The organism is Vibrio salilacus (assembly GCF_002811245.1).
GTDB classification, from domain to species: Bacteria; Pseudomonadota; Gammaproteobacteria; order Enterobacterales; family Vibrionaceae; genus Vibrio; species Vibrio salilacus.
Window position 1 is genome coordinate 60181 of the sequence record NZ_NIVQ01000006.1, and the last position, 21649, is coordinate 81829.

The following is a 21649-nucleotide window of genomic DNA, read 5'->3' on the forward strand; positions in this document are numbered from 1 at the left end:
GTGTCGACCCTCGAATGAAATTAAGGGTGGGAATCAATGATGAAAAAAATCGCTGTGATATTAAGTGGTTCAGGTGTGTTTGATGGCGCAGAAATTCATGAGGCAGTGTTAGCCCTGCATGCGATAGAAAAGGCCCGCGCAAGTTGGCACTGCTTTGCTCCCAACATTGACCAGTTAAACGTCATTAACCATCAAACTGGCGACGAGATGGATGAAAAACGCAATGTGTTGATCGAGGCGGCGAGAATCGCGCGCGGCAACATTGAGGATGTTGCCAAGCTCAATGTCGACGAGTATGACGCCCTCTTGCTGCCCGGTGGTTTTGGCGCCGCCAAAAACCTGACCGACTTCGCCGTGAACGGCGCCGAATGCAGTATCAACACCCATGTCGCCTCAGCATGTCGTGCTTTTGCCCTCGCGAAAAAGCCGGCAGGCTATTTGTGCATTGCACCTATCATTATCCCGATGATTTACCCTAACGGAGTAAAAGGTACCGTTGGCAAGGATCAAGCCGCCGCCGCCGCTTTCAATCAACTCGGGGGGCAGCATGTCGACTGCGCGGTAGAAGACGTGATTTTCGACCCAGAACATGTGGTTCTCTCTAGCCCCGCTTATATGCTTGCCGAGACGATTTCACAGGCCTCCGCTGGCATCGACAAACTCGTCACTCACCTTGTCGAACTCACGTAAGTCACGTAGCACAAATTTTATTCACTTTTTTATCGCCCTTTGCTTGGTTATTCGAGCAAAGGGTTGTTTTTTCTCGCCACCAAGTTTTGGCTTCATCGGGCCTATCTATCTAAATATGTTGAGAAAACGATTGCGCTAAACCACTAATTATTAACAAGTTTATCCATTAAAACTAACCGTATGAATGAGGATCACACTTCCGATTCTCCCCTCGCCTATTTACCATCGAATCTTGTCGGAGATCAAATTTCTTGCGCGGATTTTTATGCGAGTCTAATTGCAGAAAGCAAACAATAACGATAACGGAGCAATCCAATGACAAGTGCATTTTTCATCCCTACTGTTAACCTCATGGGCGCTGGCTGTTTAAAAGACGCCGCAGACACTATTCAGGCACAAGGCTTTAAAAACGGCCTGATCGTGACCGACAACGTACTCAATCAAATCGGTGTGGTTAAGCAAGTTCAGGACTTGCTAAGCGAACGCGATGTATCGACAGTGGTCTTCGATGGGACTCAACCTAACCCAACCATTGGCAACGTCAACGCTGGCCTTGCGCTACTTAAGCAACACCAGTGTGATTTTGTTATCTCGTTGGGTGGAGGTTCACCGCATGACTGCGCTAAAGGGGTCGCTCTAGTCGCCGCCAACGGTGGTCAGATCGGCGATTATGAGGGAGTGGATCAGTCCGCCAAGCCTATGCTTCCGCTGATTGCAATTAACACCACCGCTGGTACTGCTTCAGAAATGACGCGCTTTTGTATTATCACCGATGAAGAGCGCCACATTAAGATGGCCATCGTCGACAAACATACCACGCCACTTATCTCAGTGAACGACCCCGAACTCATGCTGGCCAAACCCGCTTCGTTAACAGCGGCAACTGGCATGGATGCATTGACACACGCCGTAGAAGCCTATGTTTCGATTGCAGCGACGCCGATTACCGATGCGGTGGCTATTAAGGCGATAGAGTTGATCCAAGCTCACCTTCGCACTGCCGTCGCTAACGGTGACGACATTGAAGCGCGCGAGCAAATGGCCTATGCCCAATTTATGGCAGGCATGGCGTTTAACAACGCGTCACTTGGCTATGTCCACGCCATGGCGCACCAGTTGGGCGGCTTCTATAACTTACCACACGGTGTGTGTAACGCGATTTTACTGCCTCACGTTCAGCGCTATAACGCTCAAGTGTGCCCAGAACGCCTGCGCGACGTTGCCAAAGCCATGGGGGTAAATGTCGCGGGAATGACGCCAGAGCAAGGTGCAGATGCCGCCATTAGTGCCATTGTCACCCTCGCGAAAGATGTCGGTATCCCAAATGGTATCGAGCAGCTTGGTGCAAAACTTGAAGATATTCCGACCCTAGCGGATAACGCACTCAAAGATGCGTGTGGCTTTACCAATCCGAAGCAAGCGACTCGCGACGAAATCTCCGAGATCTTCCAAGCCGCAATGTAGAGGTGCTTTCGATTTCCTTGCAGTTCTAGCCTCCTTCGGGAGGCTTTTTTGAGATGACCAAAGCACCAATTATGGTCTTGCACGGCACCGCTGACAGCGCAATTTCTATGTCAGATTTTGCCTCGTTGGCAGAGCAGCTTGAGACCGCACAAGTCAGTCATGAGATGATTACCTATAGCGACGCACCACACGCCTTTACCGTCTTTGGCAGTCTTCGTTATCGTCAAGATGCTAATGAAAAATCGTGGACAAGCTTTTCCCAGTTCTTAACGGCCGCAGCCCGGTAAGATAGAACTGCGCGGTATGGGTTAATAAACACTAAACCCCAAGTCTGAAAACTTGGGACTTTAGTGTTTATTTTTTGTTATGACAATTTGCGACTACGGCGCGTTATCGACTTCTATCGGTAAGTAATGTTTGGGTTCAAGCTTTAACCATTCAGGTAAAACGGTACCAATTGATATCGAAGACCAAGTGCCCGACAAAATACCGATAAACATAGCAATAGCAAACCCTTGTAATGCACTACCACCTAAAATCCACAGCGCAGAGACCGTCATCAAGGTCGTACCAGACGTCACCATCGTTCGTGAAAAGGTTGCCAATATTGCTTGGTCATTGATCTCCTCAGTAGGTAACGCCTGCTTCGCCACCAATAATTCTCGGATCCGATCGGCAATGATTATTGAGTCATTGAGAGAATAACCGAGAATCGCCAGTATTGCGGCAAACACCGTCAAATTAAATTCCATCTGCGTTGCAGCAAAAAAGCCCAGTACCAACACCACATCATGCAACAATGCTAATAGCGAGCCGCTCGCTAGTCGCCACTCAAAACGAAAACAGAGATAAGCTAAGATCGATAACATCGAAATCAACAGTGCAAGACCACCTTGATCTATTAAATCTTCGCCAACCTGAGAACCAACCATACTATTGCTGATAACCTCGACTTGATGAGAGATCGATGTGAGCAATTGCGTTAAATCCGCTCCCTGCTCACCCGGCTGAGGAACGGGATAGCGCACTACCCAACGCCCATCTTGGTCAGAGTGCGTTACATTAGTAAACGGCCCTATTTCTGGTTGTAAAACCTCAACCATTTGGGTGTGCGTCAGTTGATCGTCAACTCTGACTTCTGTGACCATACCACCGGTGAAATCAAGCCCTAGATTTAATCCATTGATGGACAGTGCGATTAACGAAACAACCATTAAGGCCAGCGAAACAAAACTGGTAATGTAACGAATACGACGGATACGTTGTTTAAAAAATTCGACCATGACTTAAACCCTTACATCGCGACGCGCATCGCGCCCCCAAACTAAATTGATGATTGCTCGCGAGGCAAATAAACCACTGAACATACTGGTTAACAAACCTAACCCAAGTGTTAAAGCAAAGCCTTGAATCGGGCCATTACCAATTGAATAGAGCACCACAGCCGTAATCATAGTGGTAATGTTGGCATCTAAAATGGTACTGAGTGCGCTATCAAAGCCAAGATCGATAGACTGAGCGAATGTGCGCCCTTCTGCCAATTTGTCTTTAATCCGCTCAAAGATCAGAACATTCGTATCGACTGCCATACCAACGGTCAACACTAAACCAGCGATACCCGGTAAGGTCAGTACGGCGCCAGGCAACAAAGCAATTAAGCCAAGTAAACAAGCCATGTTTACTAACAACGCAACATTGGCTACCCAACCTAAGCGGCGATACCATAACGCCATGAAAGATAACGTCATCGCTAAACCTAGCGCCAAAGCAGCAAAGCCGTTTTGAATATTCTCCGCGCCAAGTGAAGCGCCAATGGTACGCTCTTCAACGATAGTAACCGGTGCGGTGAGTGAGCCTGCACGCAACAACAGCGATAAGTTTTGTGCATCTTCCATTGAACCTGCCCCTGTGATCCGGAATTGGCTACCGAGCTGAGACTGGATGGTTGCAATACTAATAACGCGTTCACTACGTTCTGTTTCACCTTGAGCATTGGTGGTGTATTCACGATACACGGTCGCCATCGGTTTACCGATATGATCGGCAGAGAAATCACTCATGATCTTCCCTCCCGCATGGTCGAGGGAAATATTCACCTCAGAAAAGCCCATTTTGTCCATCCCAGCACGAGCATTAATAATGTGTTCACCCGTTAATACCGGATGCTTGGCCACAGTCACCTCCATTCCTTCGTTGTTTTTTAACACCACATCACCATACGCTTTGCTGTCAGAGGGTGTGCGTGCTTGATGGAATGCTAAACTCGCGGTCGCTCCTATTACGTTTTTAGCTAGCGAAGGATCTTGAACACCTGGCAACTCAATACGGATGCTGTGCTCACCTTGTCGTTGAACTAACGCTTCGGTAATACCAAGCTCTTCAATGCGGCCACGCATGATCTTCAAGTTCTGCTGCAAAGTGACCGATTGAAACTCGCTCTTGTTGTCAACCGTGGGATTTACCATGAGAGAATCTGACTGACGTTTGATATTCCAACCACCATAGTTGTGGTTTAAAAACTGCGTAATCTGGCCAAGCGCTTTTTGATCATTTGACTTAATTTCAAATGCTTCAGTACCGACTAAGGTGATTTGTACAGTACGTAATCGCTCTTGACGAAGGAAGTCTCGCGTCTCTTCTATCAAGCTATTACGTTGATCTTCAAACGCTTTGTCGATATCAACATTGAGTAAAAACTGTACTCCCCCACGTAAATCTAAACCCAATTTAATTGGACTAAAACCAAAATCAGACAGCCATGTCGGAGCAACAGACACGTAGGAAAAAGTAATCGAGTCATCTGGGCCCAACAATGTATCGAGCAATTGCCGCGCTTGTGTTTGATCCGTTTCATTGTCAAACACCAACGTCGTCAGAGTACCCTTTTGCTCAATTTGACTGGTTTGGACATCATGTTGTTGTAGGTAATGATTCAACTCGGTGACATCATTCAACACTGAGTGCTCCGCGCCAGGTGACGCTGTCACCTGTATTGACGGTTTTTCACCATACCATGTTGGAATAGCACTTAAGGTGAGCATCACTACAGTGACAATTAATACCACGTATTTCCAAACAGAATAGTGGTTCATCAGGCGCGCTGATTTGGCCTGTTTTGCAGGATTCATTTTCTTCATATTTCTTAACTTAGCGGGGCGTGGTGTAACGACGCCTATCAATCACAGTGATGGCTAAAACCATCAGTAAGGTCAGTTAACAAATAGGAGTAAATTGGCTATTAAGGGCAACGTACAAGACGTTGGATTCTTTCCAACCTGAAATACGATAAGAAGATGGGTAGCGAGCGACCGGAGCTAAGTACAGCTCGACGCGCAGTAACTTGTTGTATAGTCGATATAGCGGAACGGCTGCGGATTCAACGATAGGCAAGTCAACATTTGATGATGATTCACTCTCATCAAAATGACGGTTATCATTGAGCCATCGGTGGCTATGAATAATCGCCAGCCAATCTTGAGAAACTTCAGATTGAGTAACAGGTTCAGACTCTGGTTGCTGCTTAACCTTATCAAACAGCGTTTGAACCGTTGGGTGTGCGTAGAGAGTCGGAGCGTTAGTACCACTAATTAACCGTGCAGAAACTTCCGATTCGGCTTTCCATAAATAGCCAAAGGCTTGCGTTGGTAGCACCATCGCAAACATAAATAACCAAATAATAGAAATCAGCCGTTGAAACATTAATACGCCAAATAGTCACTAACCGCGTGATAGTAGAACTAAGATAAAACACAGGCAACTAAAAACTTCTAAAAACGCAGTTTGTATTTGTATCTACGCAGTTATTGCTCTAATAAACAGTCACTAACGATAAAAGATTTTTCCGGTACGAATATTCAAGTAGATCTTATTGGCTTGTTTGAGACCACCACAATAAACAAAGTAAGCCTCTTGCTCGCTAAACGTTACTGAGCGAATCCACCCTTTGGTCTCTTCAAAGTCTAATGGCGTGCAAGTGCCATCTTTGAGCAATTGGTCGGTGGTACTAATAAACATTTCAAAGTGCTGTTTGAAATCATCTGAACCTTCAATATATTCACTCAGCGTTGTCATACGCTCTTTTTTAGTAATAGTGGGCGGCACTTCGAGTAACGCTGCCATTGGCACCCACTCTGCGACTTCTGGGCCGCCTTCTTCATAAACAAAGTAAGCAGAGATGCGTCCCCAGCCGTCTTTTTTCTCTAGAATATGTAACTTATCACCCCGATACACCACGCTCTCGATAAACGCATCGTAGTCTGGAGCCTCACGTACGCCAAGTTTATCTGGATTTACATAGTAATCAGTTTGAGGCGGCGGTGGTGGTGGCTCTGGCTCATCTTCAAGAATAACAAGCGGTACTACCGGCTCTTCTTGCGCCTGTGCTTGCTCCAATGCCAATGCATCTTGCTGCGGCTTGTAGTAAAAGATGTAGTAGCCAGCACCTGCGCAGGCAACGCCGAGCAACAGTAAAACCGCCATTATAACCTTTTTCATATTCGTCTCATTCTTTTCCTATACTTATCGAGTGACGACCAAAACAGCTATCGCAATGAAATGCCACTACATTAGTATAACGGCAGCCCTACTAATCACTTTACCTTTTCAGTTGAGTGCAGCATATTGTGACGAATATTCATGGAACCGCTCCCTCAAACTTCAACAAACCTTAATAGCAAGTACAACCAACGTGCTCGAAGAATGTTGTGCGTCTGAGATGAATCGGAGCAAAAATCTTGGTGTGGTGATCTATCTTGGTGATGAATTGATTTGATCACACTTCGCTGCGCAGATGAAGTCGTTCTGATGTAACCCTTTGATAGAATGGCTCCACCAGGTTACCGTTACTTTACCCCACTCGAGCAATATAGCCGGATGATGGAACTCATGTTCAGCAAGCTCTGACACTTTATTGGCAAACGCCCATGCCTGTTTGTAGTTCTTAAACTTATACACTTTTTCTAACTGCGGGATATCACCACGTTCAAGTAATTGCCAACCTTCGAGCTCGGTAAGCAGCAATCGTCTCTCTTCGGCACCTAAAGCCACGGCACTACTAGTGCAAGCTTCGCAGCGTAATTCATTCAGCATGAGTCACTTCCTTTGGTTCAAATAATGGGGGGAGTAAACCGGCTTTCATTGCCTGTTTAACATGATGCATCAAATCTGTCTTACTTAGTTGGTACAGCTGTTTGATATCCTCCAGCACAAAATATTCTGGCTGCATAATATCAATGCGATACGGTGTTCTTAACACCGTATTGATATCAAACGCTTCGCGCTTGGCTTGTGGGTCGTCTAAGGAATAGAGCGTTTCACCTGGCGAAGATAAAATCCCTCCACCATAGATCTTGGTCGTGTCTCCTTCTTTAACCAAACCAAACTCAACGGTAAACCAGTAAAGTCTTGCCAAATAAGCCCTTTCTTTGTCCGATGCTTCGCGGCCCAACATGCCATAAGTACGAGTAAACTCGGCGAATTCAGGATTGGTCAACATTGCACAATGACCAAATATTTCATGAAAGTAGTCCGGCTCTTGTAGATAATCAAACTCTTGCCGACTGCGTAAGAAGGTCGCAACCGGAAATTTTTTCTCGGCCAAAAGCGCAAAAAAACGGTCAAAGTTAATCAAAGCAGGTACAGGCTCGACTTGCCAACCCGTTGCTTCTTTTAGAACTTGGTTAATATCAATAATCTGTGGTGCACGCTCTAACGGTAAGTCCAACAATTTAAGGCCAGCCAGATACTCGTTACAAGCACGGTCTTCCACCAAATGATATTGACGTTTGATCAAATCTCGCCAGATTATGTCTTCTTCTATGCTCCAATCAACAATGCCCTGGTCATTGACAGATTTAGAATGATATTGTGCCATACCTAGCCTCATTAACAATTCCTTCACATTTAGATTATCTCTACCACTGGCTGATGACAATTTTATCGGCGTACTCTGCCTATAGTGCATCGCGTAACATAATGTTTACATTTGACAGCTTTTTCCTTATTTTTCAGCTATCTGTTGTCGTGGGATAAGTTTGACTTTGCCTATAAATTCATCAAAAATTAATCCTATACCGGAGAGCGATGAGACGAGGATGTCATGACTAACCCAGACCCAAATTTTCCTGCCCCTATTTGGGTGCCAAGTAGTGACCGAATTGAGTCATCCAATCTTAGTAATTTTATGAAACACGTTAATATTCAAGGTGATATTATCGACAGCTATACAGAGCTACATCAATGGTCTATCGATTATAAGAAAGATTTTTGGTTAGAGATTTGGCAGTTCTGTGACGTTATCGGCTACAAAGGCGACTGTATTTTGGGTGAAGGTCTAGCCAAATGGGGAGCTTTTAATCCAAGTCGCGACACCATTTGGTTCCCACAATCACAACTTAACTACGCTGAAAACCTACTGGCCTATTCGTTTCAAGCGCCCGATGATACGGCGATTTGGTTCAAAAATGAACGCGGTGAAAGTCGTCAGCTCACTTGGCAAGAACTTTGTGATCAAGTATCAGTATTACAGCAATGGCTAAAACATAATGGCGTAGAAAAAGGAGACGTCGTCGCGGGTTATCTACCACATATGCCAGAAACCGTTATCGCGATGCTCGCCACCACTAGCCTTGGCGCGATTTGGACATCAACCTCGCCCGATTTTGGCACTGAAAGCGTGATAGAGCGATTCGGTCAGGTCAATCCTAAAATACTATTTTGCTGTAACGGCTATGACTTCAACGGTAAAACCTTTCATATCGAAGAAAAAAATCGTCAAATCTCTGATGCACTTCCCAGTCTTGTTAATACCTGTCAGATTGACTATCTACAAACCGATATGCGTCAGGACGACCACAGCGATTTCTTTTCCGATTGGCAAGCGATCTTAGCCAGCTTTCTACCGCGCGGGATCAACTTCGAACGCATCAGTTTTAACGAACCCTTGTTTGTGCTCTATTCATCAGGCACCACCGGCAAGCCCAAGTGTATTGTTCATTCGGTTGGGGGCACTATTCTTAGCCACCTCAAAGAGCATCAATTGCATTGTGACGTTCAACCGAAAGATCGCGTTTTTTATTACACGACTTGTGGCTGGATGATGTGGAACTGGCATGTATCTGCACTCGCCAGCGGCGCTACTTTGGTTATTTTTGATGGCAGCCCAATGTACCCTAACCCCAACGTTCTTTGGCAATTGGCACAAGAAGCGCAAGTGACGCTGTTTGGTACTTCGGCAAAATACCTAGAAGCGCTGCAAAAAAGTCAATTTACGCCAAGCAGTTGCTATACACTCGATTCGCTTAAAACCCTTTGCTCAACAGGCTCGGTACTCTATCCAGAGCAATACGATTTTGTTTACTCATCAATCAAGGTTGATGTCCACCTAGCTTCAATTGCGGGCGGCACCGATATCTGCGGGTGTTTTGTTTTGGGCAATCCTATTTCTCCGGTTTATCGTGGCGAGTGCCAAGGCGCAGGTTTAGGAATGGATGTAACGGTATTCGACCAGCAGGGGAAAGAAGTCGTTGCACAGCGAGGTGAACTCGTCTGTCGCAATAGTTTCCCCAATCAGCCGCTCGGCTTTTGGCATGACAATGGTGAACGCTACCATAACGCCTATTGGAATAAATTCAACGATACTTGGCATCATGGTGACGATGTAGAAATGACCCAACACGGCGGGATGATTTTCTATGGCCGAAGCGATACAACGCTCAATCCAGGCGGCGTTCGCATCGGCACCGCTGAAATCTATCAGCAAGTGAATCAACTAGAGAAAATTCAAGACTCAATCGCCGTCGCCAGACGTGTCGATGGCGATGAAAACGTGGTGCTGTTTGTCCAACTGACTGATGGCGCTGTGCTCGATGACGACTTGCAACAAAGTATCAAGCAAACCTTACGAATAAAGTGCTCACCTCGCCATGTTCCTGCTGAGATCTATCGATTAAATGAAATTCCTAAGACGAAATCAGGTAAATTAGTCGAGTTGGCAGTCAAGCAGGTGCTGCACGGCCTCGACGTACAAAACTTGGGCGCGATAGCCAACCCTTCGGCACTTGAGGAAGTCGCGCAATATCAGCGCCAGCCTATTAGCTAAAAACAAAAACCCGGCATCATTGCCGGGCTTCAATTTGTATTTATAACTATTTCTGCGCCAAGGCCATCAAGACTTTGAACTTGCCTTGTGGTGTTTCAACCTCAAATGGTGTGGTTATCTCGACGCGGCTAAACCCGACACTGGTCAAGACTTGCTGAGCATGTTGAATGGTCATGCCGCCCGGTTCATCGGTCTCTGACAACCAATCCCAATGGATAAAGTAGCCCTCTTTATTCATTAGGCTAAAAACAATATCCGCCACTTCAGAGTAACTCGGCACAAAACTGCATACCGATGACGCCACCACTAAGTCAAACTGGGTGCGAAACGCCGGATGCAACGCAACCAAACCACGAGTGAGCGTATCAACAACAGGCTCTACATTGGGTAGCTCTTTCATATCGAGTTGTTCGATCATGGCTTCAGAACTGTCTAATGCTACAATATCTTTTACCATTGGTGACAAACGTTGACTGAGTAGTCCGGTTCCACAACCAAAATCTAAAATGTGCATTCCTTTCACATCAACGAACTGAAGCAAAGATTGCAACGCTTTGTCCGCATAGGTATTTGTGGATGCTTCCGAGTCCCAATTTGCCGCGACATCGTCCCAACTATTAGCCATCATGATCTCCCTGTAACTACATTCATTAGGCGTTACCAAGAGTATCAAAACTACATGAAATTAATAGCATTTCAATCCGGAAAACAGACAATTCGCTAAGATTGAGATAATATCGCTTTTAAGCCAACCAATTTGTTTAAAAGATGAACTTATCGCAGATCGAAGCATTTTGTACTGTTGCTGATACGGGTTCCGTTTCAGAGGCAGCGCGTCAGTTAGAGTGTAACCGCACCAAATTAAGCATGGCGATCAAAGCGTTAGAGAAAGATCTTGCCGTTGAGCTGTTTGTTCGTAGCGGTAATAATCTGATGCTTTCAGAAGCAGGCAAAGCCATCTATAAAGATAGCCAAAACTTATTGGTCACCGCTGCACGTATTCGCCAAACTTGTGCTCAAGTGTCAGGTGAGTTTAACGCCGAAATATGGATCGCCCGTGACGACTCACTGCCTGACGAATTGTGGCAAGATTTATCGCACCGATTGAATAATCGTTTCCCCGCGACCTCATTTAATACCGTGCTCGCTTCAAGTGGCGACCTCGCAAACTTAGTCGCTACATCACAAGTCGACTTTGCTTTTGGTGTTGACTATGAACGCATCGATAACCCTCACATTACTTACCAGCCGCTTGGTAAAATTCGGATGATGTCAGTATGTCGTTCAAGCCACCCTCTCGCCCGTCTACGTCGCGTCTCAGACGATGACCTGCGTAATGCGATGCAAGCCGTGATGGTTTACCTCAATGAGAAGGATAACCCTGAGCTACAGCCGTTTTCTCTGCGTTATATTGGCTTTTCAAGCTTTGATTACATGCTTAACACCATTCTGAAAGAGGATGCTTGGGGCGTTCTTCCTGAGCCACTGATCCGTCATTTACTGCGTCAGCAAGAACTTGCCGTCATCAAGCATACTTACGGTTTAACCCAAGAGGACTATTGTATGTTTACTGCCGCAGGGATGGCTGAGCACCCTGGCATGTCTTGGTTGGCAGATAAATTAAACGAATATCTCTTTGACTTCTAAATATATTCAAGCCTTTTCAGTGATTAAGGTCACTCAGTGTCAAAATTAATGACAGCAATATATTGACATAAGCTTCTGTTTTTAAAAGAAATGATTAAAATTCACTCAAAATGACTGACTCTTCAATCAGATTGTAGTTGTCTAATTCTCTTAAAATGAGAACACTATACAGGTATTCCAATAAGAGAGTTCACCATGTGTGCTAGGACAAGCCTAAACGAAAAACGTATTTTAACCTTCTCAGCAATGCTTGCATCGGGCTTTGCCGCCGGAGGCTTGGTACTTGGTTTGCTGGTCGGTTCATTGGTGATTGTTTTTGATGGTGTTTATTCCTTAGTCAGTCTACTGCTAACATTATTGTCGCTGGCCGTCTCTAAGTTTATTGAACGCCCATCGAAACGTCAGTTTCAATTTGGTAAATCAGTACTAGAACCGATTGTTATCGCTACCAAAGGCATTGTCATTTTGGCCATCGTCAGCTATTCGCTTTATTCTGCGGTCATTTCAGTCATGAGTGGCGGCCGTGAAGTCGATACGAGTATCGCGACGCTATTTGGTGTTGTCAATGTACTTGGTTGTGGCTATGCATGGTGGCATATTGCTAAGAAGTCTAAACGCTTCTCTTCAGGTCTGATCGAAGCCGAAACAAAACAGTGGCAAATGGACACCTTACTCAGTGTAGCGGTCACACTTGGATTTATTATTGCTTGGTTCGTGTCATTGTCTCCTTTTGCACAGCTCGCCGTCTATGCTGACCCAATGATGATGATCCTAATGTCTTTCTATTTCATCAAGGTACCGTTCGACATGCTACGTGGCGCCCTACGTGAAATGCTAATGATGAAACCCACTGAAGAGATCTGTCAAGCTGTGGATCAAGAAGTGTCAGCCCTAAAACATCACGTTGCACAACAATTCGAAGTGGCCGCCGTGACCAAAGTTGGACGTGAGTTGCGTGTAAAACTGGATGTGCACCCCGTTGGCCAGCAACTGCAGGTCGCGGATCTAGAAAAGACACGTCGTATTTTAAAAGACAGGTTATCGAGACTATCCCTCGATCTTAACCTCATCATGAATATCGCTCACTAAAACAACATAGGCAGCCGAAATGGCTGCCTATTATCATTACTGGGCCTGCGAATGTTAATTATCCAATGACATTCCGATGTGACTTAATTTATCTTTAAACTCATCAATGCTGTTCGCCTCGTATGTCGGTGAACCATTAAAGTACCTGGGCTTTTCAGGCAACATGGCATTTTTGAGGGCTTTTTCTTGGTCAATATCATCGTGATAAACGGTCACGCGCTTGGGGATGTCTTGTTGGAATCTCGCCATTATGTTCTCCTTTTCATCTGACGTTAGGTCATCACTAAGCGTAGAAAACAGTTCCCCTGTGTCAACATCGTATCTGGTGGAAACATCACGGCTTAACACCAAGCTAGGCATTGATATAAAAGCAATTTATACCGTTTATACTGATGTTTGAATAGGAAAATGAATCTTGGTTTTGTGACCTTATTCGAACTATTCACGTGCATTAATGACTGGTCACACACTACTCCAACCAAGCCTTTAATTTGAACGTCTCGCGCTGAAAGCGAAACCTCAATCACACTTTCGACCTCTACGCCCCCGATGGTTGATTAAAGGATGAGTTGCTGACTTGAACCATGATCTAGCCTATATGCAAACAAAGATAGCGACTCGACAAAATGAAAAAGCATAATATCTATCAGGTTTTCACCCGTCTGTTTGGCAATACCAACTCAAACAATCAAGCTTGGGGCACTATTGAACAAAATGGCGTTGGTAAATTTAGCGATTTAAGTGATCTCGCCTTAGAAAAGATCCGTCAACTTGGTATCACTTATATCTGGTATACTGGCATACCTCATCACGCTTTAGTTGGCGATTACAACGAGATTGGCGTCGACAATGATCACCCTAGTGTTGTCAAAGGCCGCGCGGGTTCACCTTATGCGGTTAAAGACTACTACTCAGTCAATCCAGATCTTGCTGATGATCCTGCTAAGCGTAATCAAGAGTTTTCTGCACTGATCAAACGCACGCACAACGCTGGTATGAAGGTCATTATTGATATCGTCCCCAACCATGTCGCTCGAGTGTATAAAGGCCTCAACAATCCTGATGGCGTGCGCGACTTTGGCGCTGACGATAACCCCCATGTTGAATACCAACGAGATAACAATTTCTATTATATTCCTGGCCAACGCTTTGAACTGCCTGACACGTTGACGCATCAACCAGCGCTCGGTGGTGAGAAGCATCCCGACTTAACGACGCCTTACCACGAGTGTCCGGCGAAGTGGACAGGTAACGGGTCTCGACTGGCGAAGCCAAATCATGACGATTGGTACGAAACCGTTAAGATTAATTACGGCGTACGCCCTGATGGCTCAAAAGATTTCGAGCTTTTACCCACTGAGTATCGCCATCGTTCACATCACGATCACTACCAATTTTGGCAAGGAAAATCACTGCCCGACTCTTGGTATAAATTCCGTGATATCGCACTCTACTGGCTAAAACAAGGGGTGGATGGCTTTCGCTTTGATATGGCCGAAATGGTTCCGGTCGAATTCTGGAGCTTTTTAAACTCAGCGATCAAACATGCTAACCCACAATCGATAGTGATCGCTGAAGTGTATCAACCTGCGCTCTATCGCGATTATATTCAACTGGGTAAAATGGATTACTTGTATGACAAGGTGGATCTATACGACACCTTAAAAGCCATAATTCGCCATCAAGCTTCGACCAGTGATATTGGTCGTATTCAGCATGAGTTGCGCGATATCGAACATAACATGCTGCATTTTCTCGATAATCACGACGAGCAGCGCCTTGCTTGCGAGCACTTTGCCGGCTGCGGGGAAAATGGTAAGCCTGCGATGTTGGTATCGACCTGTCTATCGACCTCACCAACCATGATTTACTTTGGTCAAGAGGTCGGAGAAGTCGGTGCAGAGATGGCGGGCTTTGGGCAACCCTCTCGTACCTCAATCTTCGATTATATCGGTGTCCCTAGTCATCAACGTTGGATGAATCACGGCCGCTTTGATGGCGCACTGTTAAGTGAGTCTGAAAAGACACTAAGGGCGTTTTACTCTCGGCTGCTTAACCTAGCGTTAAGCAGCCCTGCGCTAAGCGGCGATTATCATGACCTTTACGCTGAAAACTACCAAAACTTTGCCGATATGCAGCATCAGTTGTACGCCTTTGCGCGCTCAGACAACCAACAAGCGGTGATCATTGCCACCAATTTCAGTCGCGAGAAAGGCAAAACAATTGAACTGAAGATTCCTCATCACTTGATCAAATTATGGCAATTGTCAGCTGGCCATTATGAGCTTATCGATAAACTCAATCACACAAGCTACCCAATGCAAGTGAATCAGCATGGCGCAACAATACCGATATATTTGGCGCCGCTCGCCACGCACTTTCTCTGCTTAGATGAGCTTGGTCAATTCCGCTGAGCCATAATCTACGGCGAACTGCTGTTGATTCAAACCTGCCTGCTGAGCCAGTTCAATCAGCGTAGCAAGTCGCTTTGTCTGCGTCACGAACCATTACTGCAACTCACAATTTATTAGCAACGCTTGATTGCCAAGCGCTGCTAATCTGGCTTTGCATTGCCTAACTGAATGGCATAAACGTTAAAATACTACTGTGAACGGTTAACGCTTATTCACTTATCGACTCACTAGTAGCAATTATTCACTATGCTAGTTAAAGTAGCGCCGATGAATAAGTTCGGCTCTTGACTGCCTGACGAAAAGCACAGTAAAACTGAGAGATAACATGATTAATGACGATAGAATTATTGCCGACCTACAAGAACTTGAAGCCTTTCTTGTTGCGATTGAAAGCGGAATGATGGGATTAAGCAACGCCGCCGGAGTTGTATTGGCAACCAATAATAGCGATGGCCGACGTTTTGTCGCCGTGCTTGATGATGATAATCAGCTCGTCTTGGGCCGCTGGGTAACTGAAGAGATTTTCCACTCAGGACAAGATATGGTTCGTCACGGACCTAAGCGCAAACATTAAGCGTTGCCCAATGTCAGTAATAACGCTAAATCGATGCGCTTGTTATTACTGACACCTTTGAGAACTAACATTAAGAGCTAAAATTAAATTCCCATTATCTTTCCCACCCGTCTAATCTCCAACCTGATTGAAAAACATTCGTTCGTTTTCACCCCCCCCCTCACTATACAAAAAATAAAGCTTTATATACATAGCTTTAAAGTAAATCCTTGTTATTGAACATGCTACCAATAACAACTTTTAATTATACCACTCACCATATACAGTACGTCATTCATTGATTTATAATAAAATTTTCATTAGAGTTCTAATTGATTTTATACTGGTACATTACCTAACAAAGGAAAAATCATGGATCCCATACTGGAAGTTAAGGGACTGTATAAAGTGTTTGGAGAAGACACACAACGCGCTTTCGATATGATCGAAAAAGGCGCGGACAAAGATGCAGTGTTTGAGAAAACAGGATTAACCATAGGTGTTAATGACGTCTCGCTCAGCATCAATGAAGGTGAAATCTTCGTCATTATGGGCCTTTCTGGTTCAGGCAAATCGACTCTAGTCCGTCTACTCAATCGTCTCATCGAACCCACCAAAGGCAACGTATTATTCAAAGGTAAAGACATTGCCCATATTACTGATGATGAGCTACGCGAAGTGCGCCGCAATAATATTTCGATGGTCTTCCAAAACTTCGCCCTAATGCCACATATGACGGTGATCGAGAACGCAGCGTTTGGTTTAGAGCTTGCCGGCATAGAAACGGATGTGCGAAAAAAATCGGCGTTTGAGGCACTTGAACGCGTCGGCCTTGATGCTTATTGCGACGTGTTTCCAGACGAGCTATCTGGCGGTATGAAGCAGCGTGTCGGCTTAGCACGTGCCCTAGCTTGTGACCCAGATATCTTATTAATGGACGAGGCGTTTTCAGCGCTTGACCCTCTGATCCGCACGGAAATGCAAGATGAGCTGATCCGTCTACAAAACGATGATAAACGTACCATCGTCTTTATTTCCCACGATCTCGACGAAGCGATGCGTATTGGTGATCGCATTGCGATTATGCAAGATGGCGACGTGGTACAAGTCGGCACACCTGATGAGATTTTAAACCAACCTGCCAACGACTACGTGGCCGCGTTTTTCCGTGGCGTTAACGTCGCCAGTATCCTTACCGCGAAAGACATTGCTCGCAAGAACCCGGCCGCTGTATTCAAAAAGTCTGAGCACGATGGTCCAGCTTCGGCGATGCAGATATTGATGGATAATGATCGTGAATACGGCATTGTTGTTGATCGCAGCAGTCGCTATTCGGGCATCGTGTCAGTTGACTCTCTGCGCGCCGCGCACAAAGAGAATCGCTCTCTAACCAGTGCGCAGCTCGATGATGACATTACACTCGAACCAACCCAATCAATTAATGACATTCTAGGTACCGTTGCAGGCGTTCCCTACTCCGTTCCTGTTGTCGACGAGCAAGGTACTTACTTCGGTGTCGTAACCAAATCACGATTATTGCAAACGTTAGATAAGGATTAGCGCCATGTCATCAGAGCAAACAAACAATGACCCATGGTCGCAAACGACCACGCAACAAAGCGACCCTTGGGGACAAGCGTCAACCAGTAACGCACCAACTAACGATTGGTTAACTAGCGAGACGGTTGAACAAGCCCCATTCGATATCATGAATCCGTTCCAAGACGCCGTACTGCCGTTAGACACTTGGGTTGAGTCTGGTTTGAACTGGTTAGTTGACCACGGTCGACCAGTGTTTCAGGCAATTCGTGTGCCGATCGACTTCATTCTGACATCATTTGAGACGGCACTGGTCTCGACACCAGCGCCATTTATGTTGGTATTTTTATTTCTTTTAGCTTGGCAGTTTTCGAACCTACGACTTGGCGTCGCAACGTTCGTATCACTGGTTTTTATCGGCCTAATTGGCGCTTGGTCACAAGCAATGACCACCCTCTCGCTGGTCATGACTTCGGTGTTTTTCTGCCTATTGATAGGCTTGCCACTCGGTATATGGCTCGCTCGTAGTCATACCGCCGCTAAGATTATCAGACCAATACTCGACGCAATGCAAACAACCCCAGCGTTTGTCTACTTAGTACCGATTGTGATGCTATTTGGTATCGGTAATGTTCCTGGGGTGGTCGTAACGATTATTTTCGCCCTGCCACCCGTGGTGCGATTGACCATCTTAGGCATCCAACAAGTGCCAGAAGAACTGATTGAAGCGGGCCACTCTTTTGGTGCTAGCAGTAAACAGATGTTGTATCGCATTCAGTTACCACTCGCACTGCCGACCATCATGGCTGGCGTTAACCAAACCTTGATGCTGTCGCTATCAATGGTAGTTATCGCGTCAATGATCGCTGTTGGCGGGCTTGGACAAATGGTATTGCGCGGTATTGGCCGCCTTGATATGGGGCTTGCTGCCGTCGGTGGTTTAGGCATTGTCATTCTTGCCATCCTACTTGACCGTATTACCCAAGAGCTAGGCGCAAATGCAGGTAACACCAAGCTTCGTTGGTACCACACAGGCCCAGTTTCATTCGTCATCAAATTACTCACTAATCAGAATGAACCTCAAGTTACACTTAAGGAGAAAACTAAATGAACAACTCATGGAAGACAACACTGACAATCAGTGCACTCACACTAGCAACAAGCGTAACGGCAAATGAATTGCCGGGCGCTGGGGTAACGGTTCAACCTGTGCAATCATCCGTTGCTGAAGAGACGTTTCAAACTCTAATTGTAAATCGAGCTTTAGAAGAGCTCGGCTATGAAGTTCAACCAACCAAAGAAGTCGACTACAACGTTGGCTACACCTCAATTGCTAAAGGTGATGCCACTTTTCTTGCGGTAGGTTGGTTCCCACTGCATGCCGATAAATACACCATGTCGGGTGCTGATGACAAGTTTTCACGTCAAGGCCAGTATGTCAGTGGCGCTGCGCAAGGTTACTTAATCGATAAGAAGACCGCAGACAAATACGGCATTACCAACATCGGCCAGCTGAAAGATCCTAAAATAGCCCAACTGTTTGATGCTAATGGCGACGGTAAAGCAGATTTAACCGGTTGTAACCCGGGCTGGGGTTGTGAGCTGGTTATCGAAGAACAATTAAACGCGTTTGAACTAGGCGACACCGTAAGCCACAATCAAGGTAATTATGCCGCGATCATCGCCGATACTATTTCACGTTATAACAAAGGCGATTCGATTTTATACTACACATGGACACCATATTGGGTGAGTGGCGTACTTGTCCCTGGAGAAGATGTTGTTTGGCTTGAAGTGCCATTTTCTGCACTACCGGGCGAACGTAAAAATGTCGATACCACGCTGGCCAATGGCAAGAACTACGGTTTTGAAATGAACTCTATGCGTATCGTTGCTAATAAAGAGTTTACTCAAAACAACCCAGCCGCGGCCAAACTGTTCGAAATCATGAAGCTTAATATTAATGATGTCAGTGCACAAAACATGATGATGAGCCAAGGTAAGAATAGTTCTTCTGATATCGAAGCGCACGTCAATGGTTGGATTAAAGCAAACCAACAGCTATTTGATTCGTGGGTGAAAGAAGCCAAACAAGCTGCACTATAAAAAAGCTTAGTAATACATAAAATCGAAAGGGAGCGCTCATTGGCGCTCCCTTATTATTTTAAACGACAAAGAGTCGACAAATTAATGCGTTGGTGGCGTACCTTCACCATTAGACACCACGGCATCAATCTGAACAGCAGCGCCTAATGGAATGTCTGAGACACCAATGACGGTTCTTGCTGGTAATTCACCGCTAAAAAAGCCCGCGTATATAGTATCAATCACAGCCAAGTCTGCCATATCCGTCAATTGGATGTTGATCTTAACGATGTCGTCCATGTTATGACTGATGCTTTCAACAATCGCTTTGATGTTGTTAAGACACTGTTTAGCTTGCTCTGTTACTCCACCCTCTACCAAGGCACCACCATGGGTTTTCACTGGCAATTGTGCAGTAAGGTGGTTGTAGTGAGAAAAAGCGACAGTTTGCGTCGAAAGCGGGCAAATTGGTGCATCAACCGTGTTGTTGGTACGAATCACAATGCCGTGTCGGTCCTCGATTTCTTGATGCGGCGTGCCGTCACCATGAGAGATAGCAGTATCAATTTGCACCAACGCTCCCATCGGCAAGCCATTCGCTTTAATCACCGAACGAGCTGGCATATAACCCACTGTGCGTGCAATGGAAGAGTCCGGGAAGAAGGTCGTGTAAACCTGGTTAACGGCTTCTAAGTCGGCCAAGTCGGTTAGATAAATGTTCGCTTTGACAATGTCGTCAAACGGCACATCAATGCTCTCCATAATAGTCTTAATATTTCGCAGACATTGGGCTGTTTGTGCTTTAATTCCACCGTCAACGATTTTGCCAGTAGTCGGGCAGATAGGTAGCTGAGCACCAATATTATTGTAGTGAGAGAAGGCAACCGTTTGAGTTGACCACTGGCTAACAGGTGCACTATCACTATTTCTTGATAGTTTAATTAAATCACACGGGGCTTGCGGCTTGGTTCCTTCACCATTCGAGATGAGCGCGTCCATTTGAATTAGAGCGTCACCATGTGGCAGTGCTGCGACTTCAACCACAGTGCGTGTTGGTAACTGAGTATCAAAGTAAGCGTTATAGACTTCATTCACTGCCGCTAAATCGTTCATGCTTTTAACAAAGACATTAATTTTGACCACATCATCCATCACATGGCCAACGCTCTCAACAATCGCTTTAATATTATTCAGACACTGTTTGGCTTGATCTCGGACATCGCCCACGACTATTTCACCAGACTGCGGGTCTAATGGTAGTTGAGCAGAAAGGTTGTTGTAGTGAGAAAATGCAACACTCTGGCTTGATAACGCATTGATCGGTGCCTGCTCAGTATTTCTTGATACTTTGATAATTTCGCCACTCATTGAGATAGGTATCCTTAAATTTTTAAGACAATATAACTTTGTCTTTAGTAGGGTTATTGGGATAAGTGGCGCCATAGTAAGAGATAGAATTGGACGTGAGTGTGATAAATCTCAAATTAAAAATGCACCGACGTTGGCTAGATGGTACGGATAATTAGTCACTGAACGACTAAATATCCGCTGGTGATCAGCGAATCATAAATCGCAACAGGCTGATGTCACTAAACATCCCCACAAATTGAATTTAACCCGGAATTTTTCTTAGTCGCAGTGCCTGACTTTGATTCAATTTTGATATCAGGCTCACATCGCCAAGCGGATTTTGAGGTGATTGGTCTTATCGCACTGCTTGTTAAGCCGTGATAACTGCATAAAGCATTGATTATCAACAATCTTGCAAACTAATGCGAACAGCCATGACAATTTGTTAATGTGTAGATAACAGATAACGGACTTATTTTCGGAACAAAAAAATTCCTACGGGGGTCTCATTAACTTCATTTTCCACTGTCACTTCTACCATCCGCAGTATTGACTCATGAATAACTATCATTATGGCAAGTCGCTCAACTCGATGTACAGATTTAATGGTATAGGGCACTAGAAGTACAGTATTTTAATCATAAGACCCAAGCTTTGGTACGCAGCGTAAAGCGTTCTAGAGGCAGGTAACGAAACCTGATCGCTAAATTGGGTACTAAC

At 45.4% G+C, this 21649-nt stretch carries 19 protein-coding genes and 1 pseudogene; 11 read left to right on the forward strand and 9 right to left on the reverse strand.

Features of this window, described 5'->3' with window-relative positions; all coding sequences use genetic code 11:
* The first annotated feature begins 39 nt into the window (after positions 1-39).
* The 3 genes and pseudogenes from elbB to CDZ87_RS05925 form a co-directional block, all read left to right on the forward strand.
* On the forward strand, positions 40-690 hold the full coding sequence (gene elbB, locus CDZ87_RS05915) for an isoprenoid biosynthesis glyoxalase ElbB (protein WP_100752620.1): 651 nt from the start codon (positions 40-42) through the stop codon (positions 688-690).
* A gap of 315 nt (positions 691-1005) precedes the next feature.
* The gene (gene yiaY, locus CDZ87_RS05920; protein WP_100752621.1) at positions 1006-2154 is read left to right on the forward strand and encodes an L-threonine dehydrogenase; all 1149 of its coding nucleotides are present in this window, start codon (positions 1006-1008) and stop codon (positions 2152-2154) included.
* A 53-nt stretch (positions 2155-2207) separates the two neighbouring features.
* A pseudogene (locus CDZ87_RS05925) lies at positions 2208-2441 on the forward strand (dienelactone hydrolase family protein); the annotation flags it as partial.
* Between the two features lie 93 nt (positions 2442-2534).
* Here CDZ87_RS05925 and secF read toward each other — a convergent pair.
* The 6 genes from secF to phhA all read right to left on the reverse strand — a co-directional run bounded on the left by secF (position 2535) and on the right by phhA (position 8026).
* Positions 2535-3437: a protein translocase subunit SecF gene (gene secF, locus CDZ87_RS05930; RefSeq protein ID WP_100752623.1), complete on the reverse strand. Its 903-nt coding sequence runs from the start codon at positions 3435-3437 to the stop codon at positions 2535-2537.
* Between the two features lie 3 nt (positions 3438-3440).
* Positions 3441-5291 (reverse strand): protein translocase subunit SecD, encoded by a 1851-nt coding sequence (gene secD / locus CDZ87_RS05935; protein ID WP_100752624.1) that lies wholly within the window; start codon positions 5289-5291, stop codon positions 3441-3443.
* A 76-nt stretch (positions 5292-5367) separates the two neighbouring features.
* Entirely contained in the window at positions 5368-5853 is a 486-nt protein-coding gene (locus CDZ87_RS05940) for a hypothetical protein (protein WP_100752625.1), read from the reverse strand.
* 123 nt (positions 5854-5976) lie between these two features.
* Entirely contained in the window at positions 5977-6648 is a 672-nt protein-coding gene (locus CDZ87_RS05945) for an SH3 domain-containing protein (protein ID WP_100752626.1), read from the reverse strand.
* A 252-nt stretch (positions 6649-6900) separates the two neighbouring features.
* Positions 6901-7242 carry a 4a-hydroxytetrahydrobiopterin dehydratase gene (locus CDZ87_RS05950; RefSeq protein ID WP_100752627.1) on the reverse strand — a complete coding sequence of 114 codons (342 nt, stop codon included), beginning with the start codon at positions 7240-7242 and terminating at the stop codon, positions 6901-6903.
* Entirely contained in the window at positions 7232-8026 is a 795-nt protein-coding gene (gene phhA / locus CDZ87_RS05955) for a phenylalanine 4-monooxygenase (RefSeq protein ID WP_100752750.1), read from the reverse strand. Before phhA ends, CDZ87_RS05950 begins: the two co-directional genes overlap by 11 nt.
* A 225-nt stretch (positions 8027-8251) precedes the next feature.
* Here phhA and CDZ87_RS05960 point away from each other — a divergent pair, with 225 nt between their 5' ends.
* Entirely contained in the window at positions 8252-10252 is a 2001-nt protein-coding gene (locus CDZ87_RS05960; RefSeq protein WP_100752628.1) for an acetoacetate--CoA ligase, read from the forward strand.
* Positions 10253-10298: 46 nt separating this feature from the next.
* Here CDZ87_RS05960 and CDZ87_RS05965 read toward each other — a convergent pair whose 3' ends face one another.
* Positions 10299-10877 carry a class I SAM-dependent DNA methyltransferase gene (locus CDZ87_RS05965; RefSeq protein WP_100752629.1) on the reverse strand — a complete coding sequence of 193 codons (579 nt, stop codon included), beginning with the start codon at positions 10875-10877 and terminating at the stop codon, positions 10299-10301.
* Positions 10878-11020: 143 nt separating this feature from the next.
* Between CDZ87_RS05965 and CDZ87_RS05970 the strand changes: the two genes are divergently transcribed.
* Positions 11021-11899 (forward strand): LysR family transcriptional regulator, encoded by an 879-nt coding sequence (locus CDZ87_RS05970; RefSeq protein ID WP_100752630.1) that lies wholly within the window; start codon positions 11021-11023, stop codon positions 11897-11899.
* Positions 11900-12094: 195 nt separating this feature from the next.
* Positions 12095-12988 carry a cation efflux transmembrane domain-containing protein gene (locus CDZ87_RS05975; protein WP_100752631.1) on the forward strand — a complete coding sequence of 298 codons (894 nt, stop codon included), beginning with the start codon at positions 12095-12097 and terminating at the stop codon, positions 12986-12988.
* Between the two features lie 54 nt (positions 12989-13042).
* Here CDZ87_RS05975 and CDZ87_RS05980 read toward each other — a convergent pair whose 3' ends face one another.
* Positions 13043-13237, reverse strand: coding sequence for a hypothetical protein (locus CDZ87_RS05980; protein ID WP_100752632.1), 195 nt, complete (start codon positions 13235-13237; stop codon positions 13043-13045).
* A 377-nt stretch (positions 13238-13614) separates the two neighbouring features.
* On the opposite strand from CDZ87_RS05980, the gene CDZ87_RS05985 reads away from it, so the two are divergent.
* The 5 genes from CDZ87_RS05985 (at position 13615) to proX (ending at position 19600) form a co-directional block, all read left to right on the forward strand.
* The gene (locus CDZ87_RS05985; protein ID WP_100752633.1) at positions 13615-15402 is read left to right on the forward strand and encodes an alpha-amylase family protein; all 1788 of its coding nucleotides are present in this window, start codon (positions 13615-13617) and stop codon (positions 15400-15402) included.
* A 325-nt stretch (positions 15403-15727) separates the two neighbouring features.
* Entirely contained in the window at positions 15728-15976 is a 249-nt protein-coding gene (locus CDZ87_RS05990) for a hypothetical protein (RefSeq protein ID WP_100752634.1), read from the forward strand.
* 351 nt (positions 15977-16327) lie between these two features.
* Complete coding sequence (gene proV / locus CDZ87_RS05995; protein WP_100752635.1) at positions 16328-17515, forward strand: glycine betaine/L-proline ABC transporter ATP-binding protein ProV; 1188 nt, start codon at positions 16328-16330, stop codon at positions 17513-17515.
* Between the two features lie 4 nt (positions 17516-17519).
* Positions 17520-18605 (forward strand): glycine betaine/L-proline ABC transporter permease ProW, encoded by a 1086-nt coding sequence (gene proW / locus CDZ87_RS06000; RefSeq protein ID WP_038177344.1) that lies wholly within the window; start codon positions 17520-17522, stop codon positions 18603-18605.
* Positions 18602-19600 carry a glycine betaine/L-proline ABC transporter substrate-binding protein ProX gene (gene proX, locus CDZ87_RS06005; protein WP_100752636.1) on the forward strand — a complete coding sequence of 333 codons (999 nt, stop codon included), beginning with the start codon at positions 18602-18604 and terminating at the stop codon, positions 19598-19600. The genes proW and proX overlap by 4 nt, the downstream gene beginning before the upstream one ends.
* A gap of 81 nt (positions 19601-19681) precedes the next feature.
* Here the strand turns inward: proX and CDZ87_RS06010 are convergent, their stop codons facing one another.
* Positions 19682-20947 (reverse strand): RidA family protein, encoded by a 1266-nt coding sequence (locus tag CDZ87_RS06010; protein ID WP_100752637.1) that lies wholly within the window; start codon positions 20945-20947, stop codon positions 19682-19684.
* Positions 20948-21649: the final 702 nt, after the last annotated feature.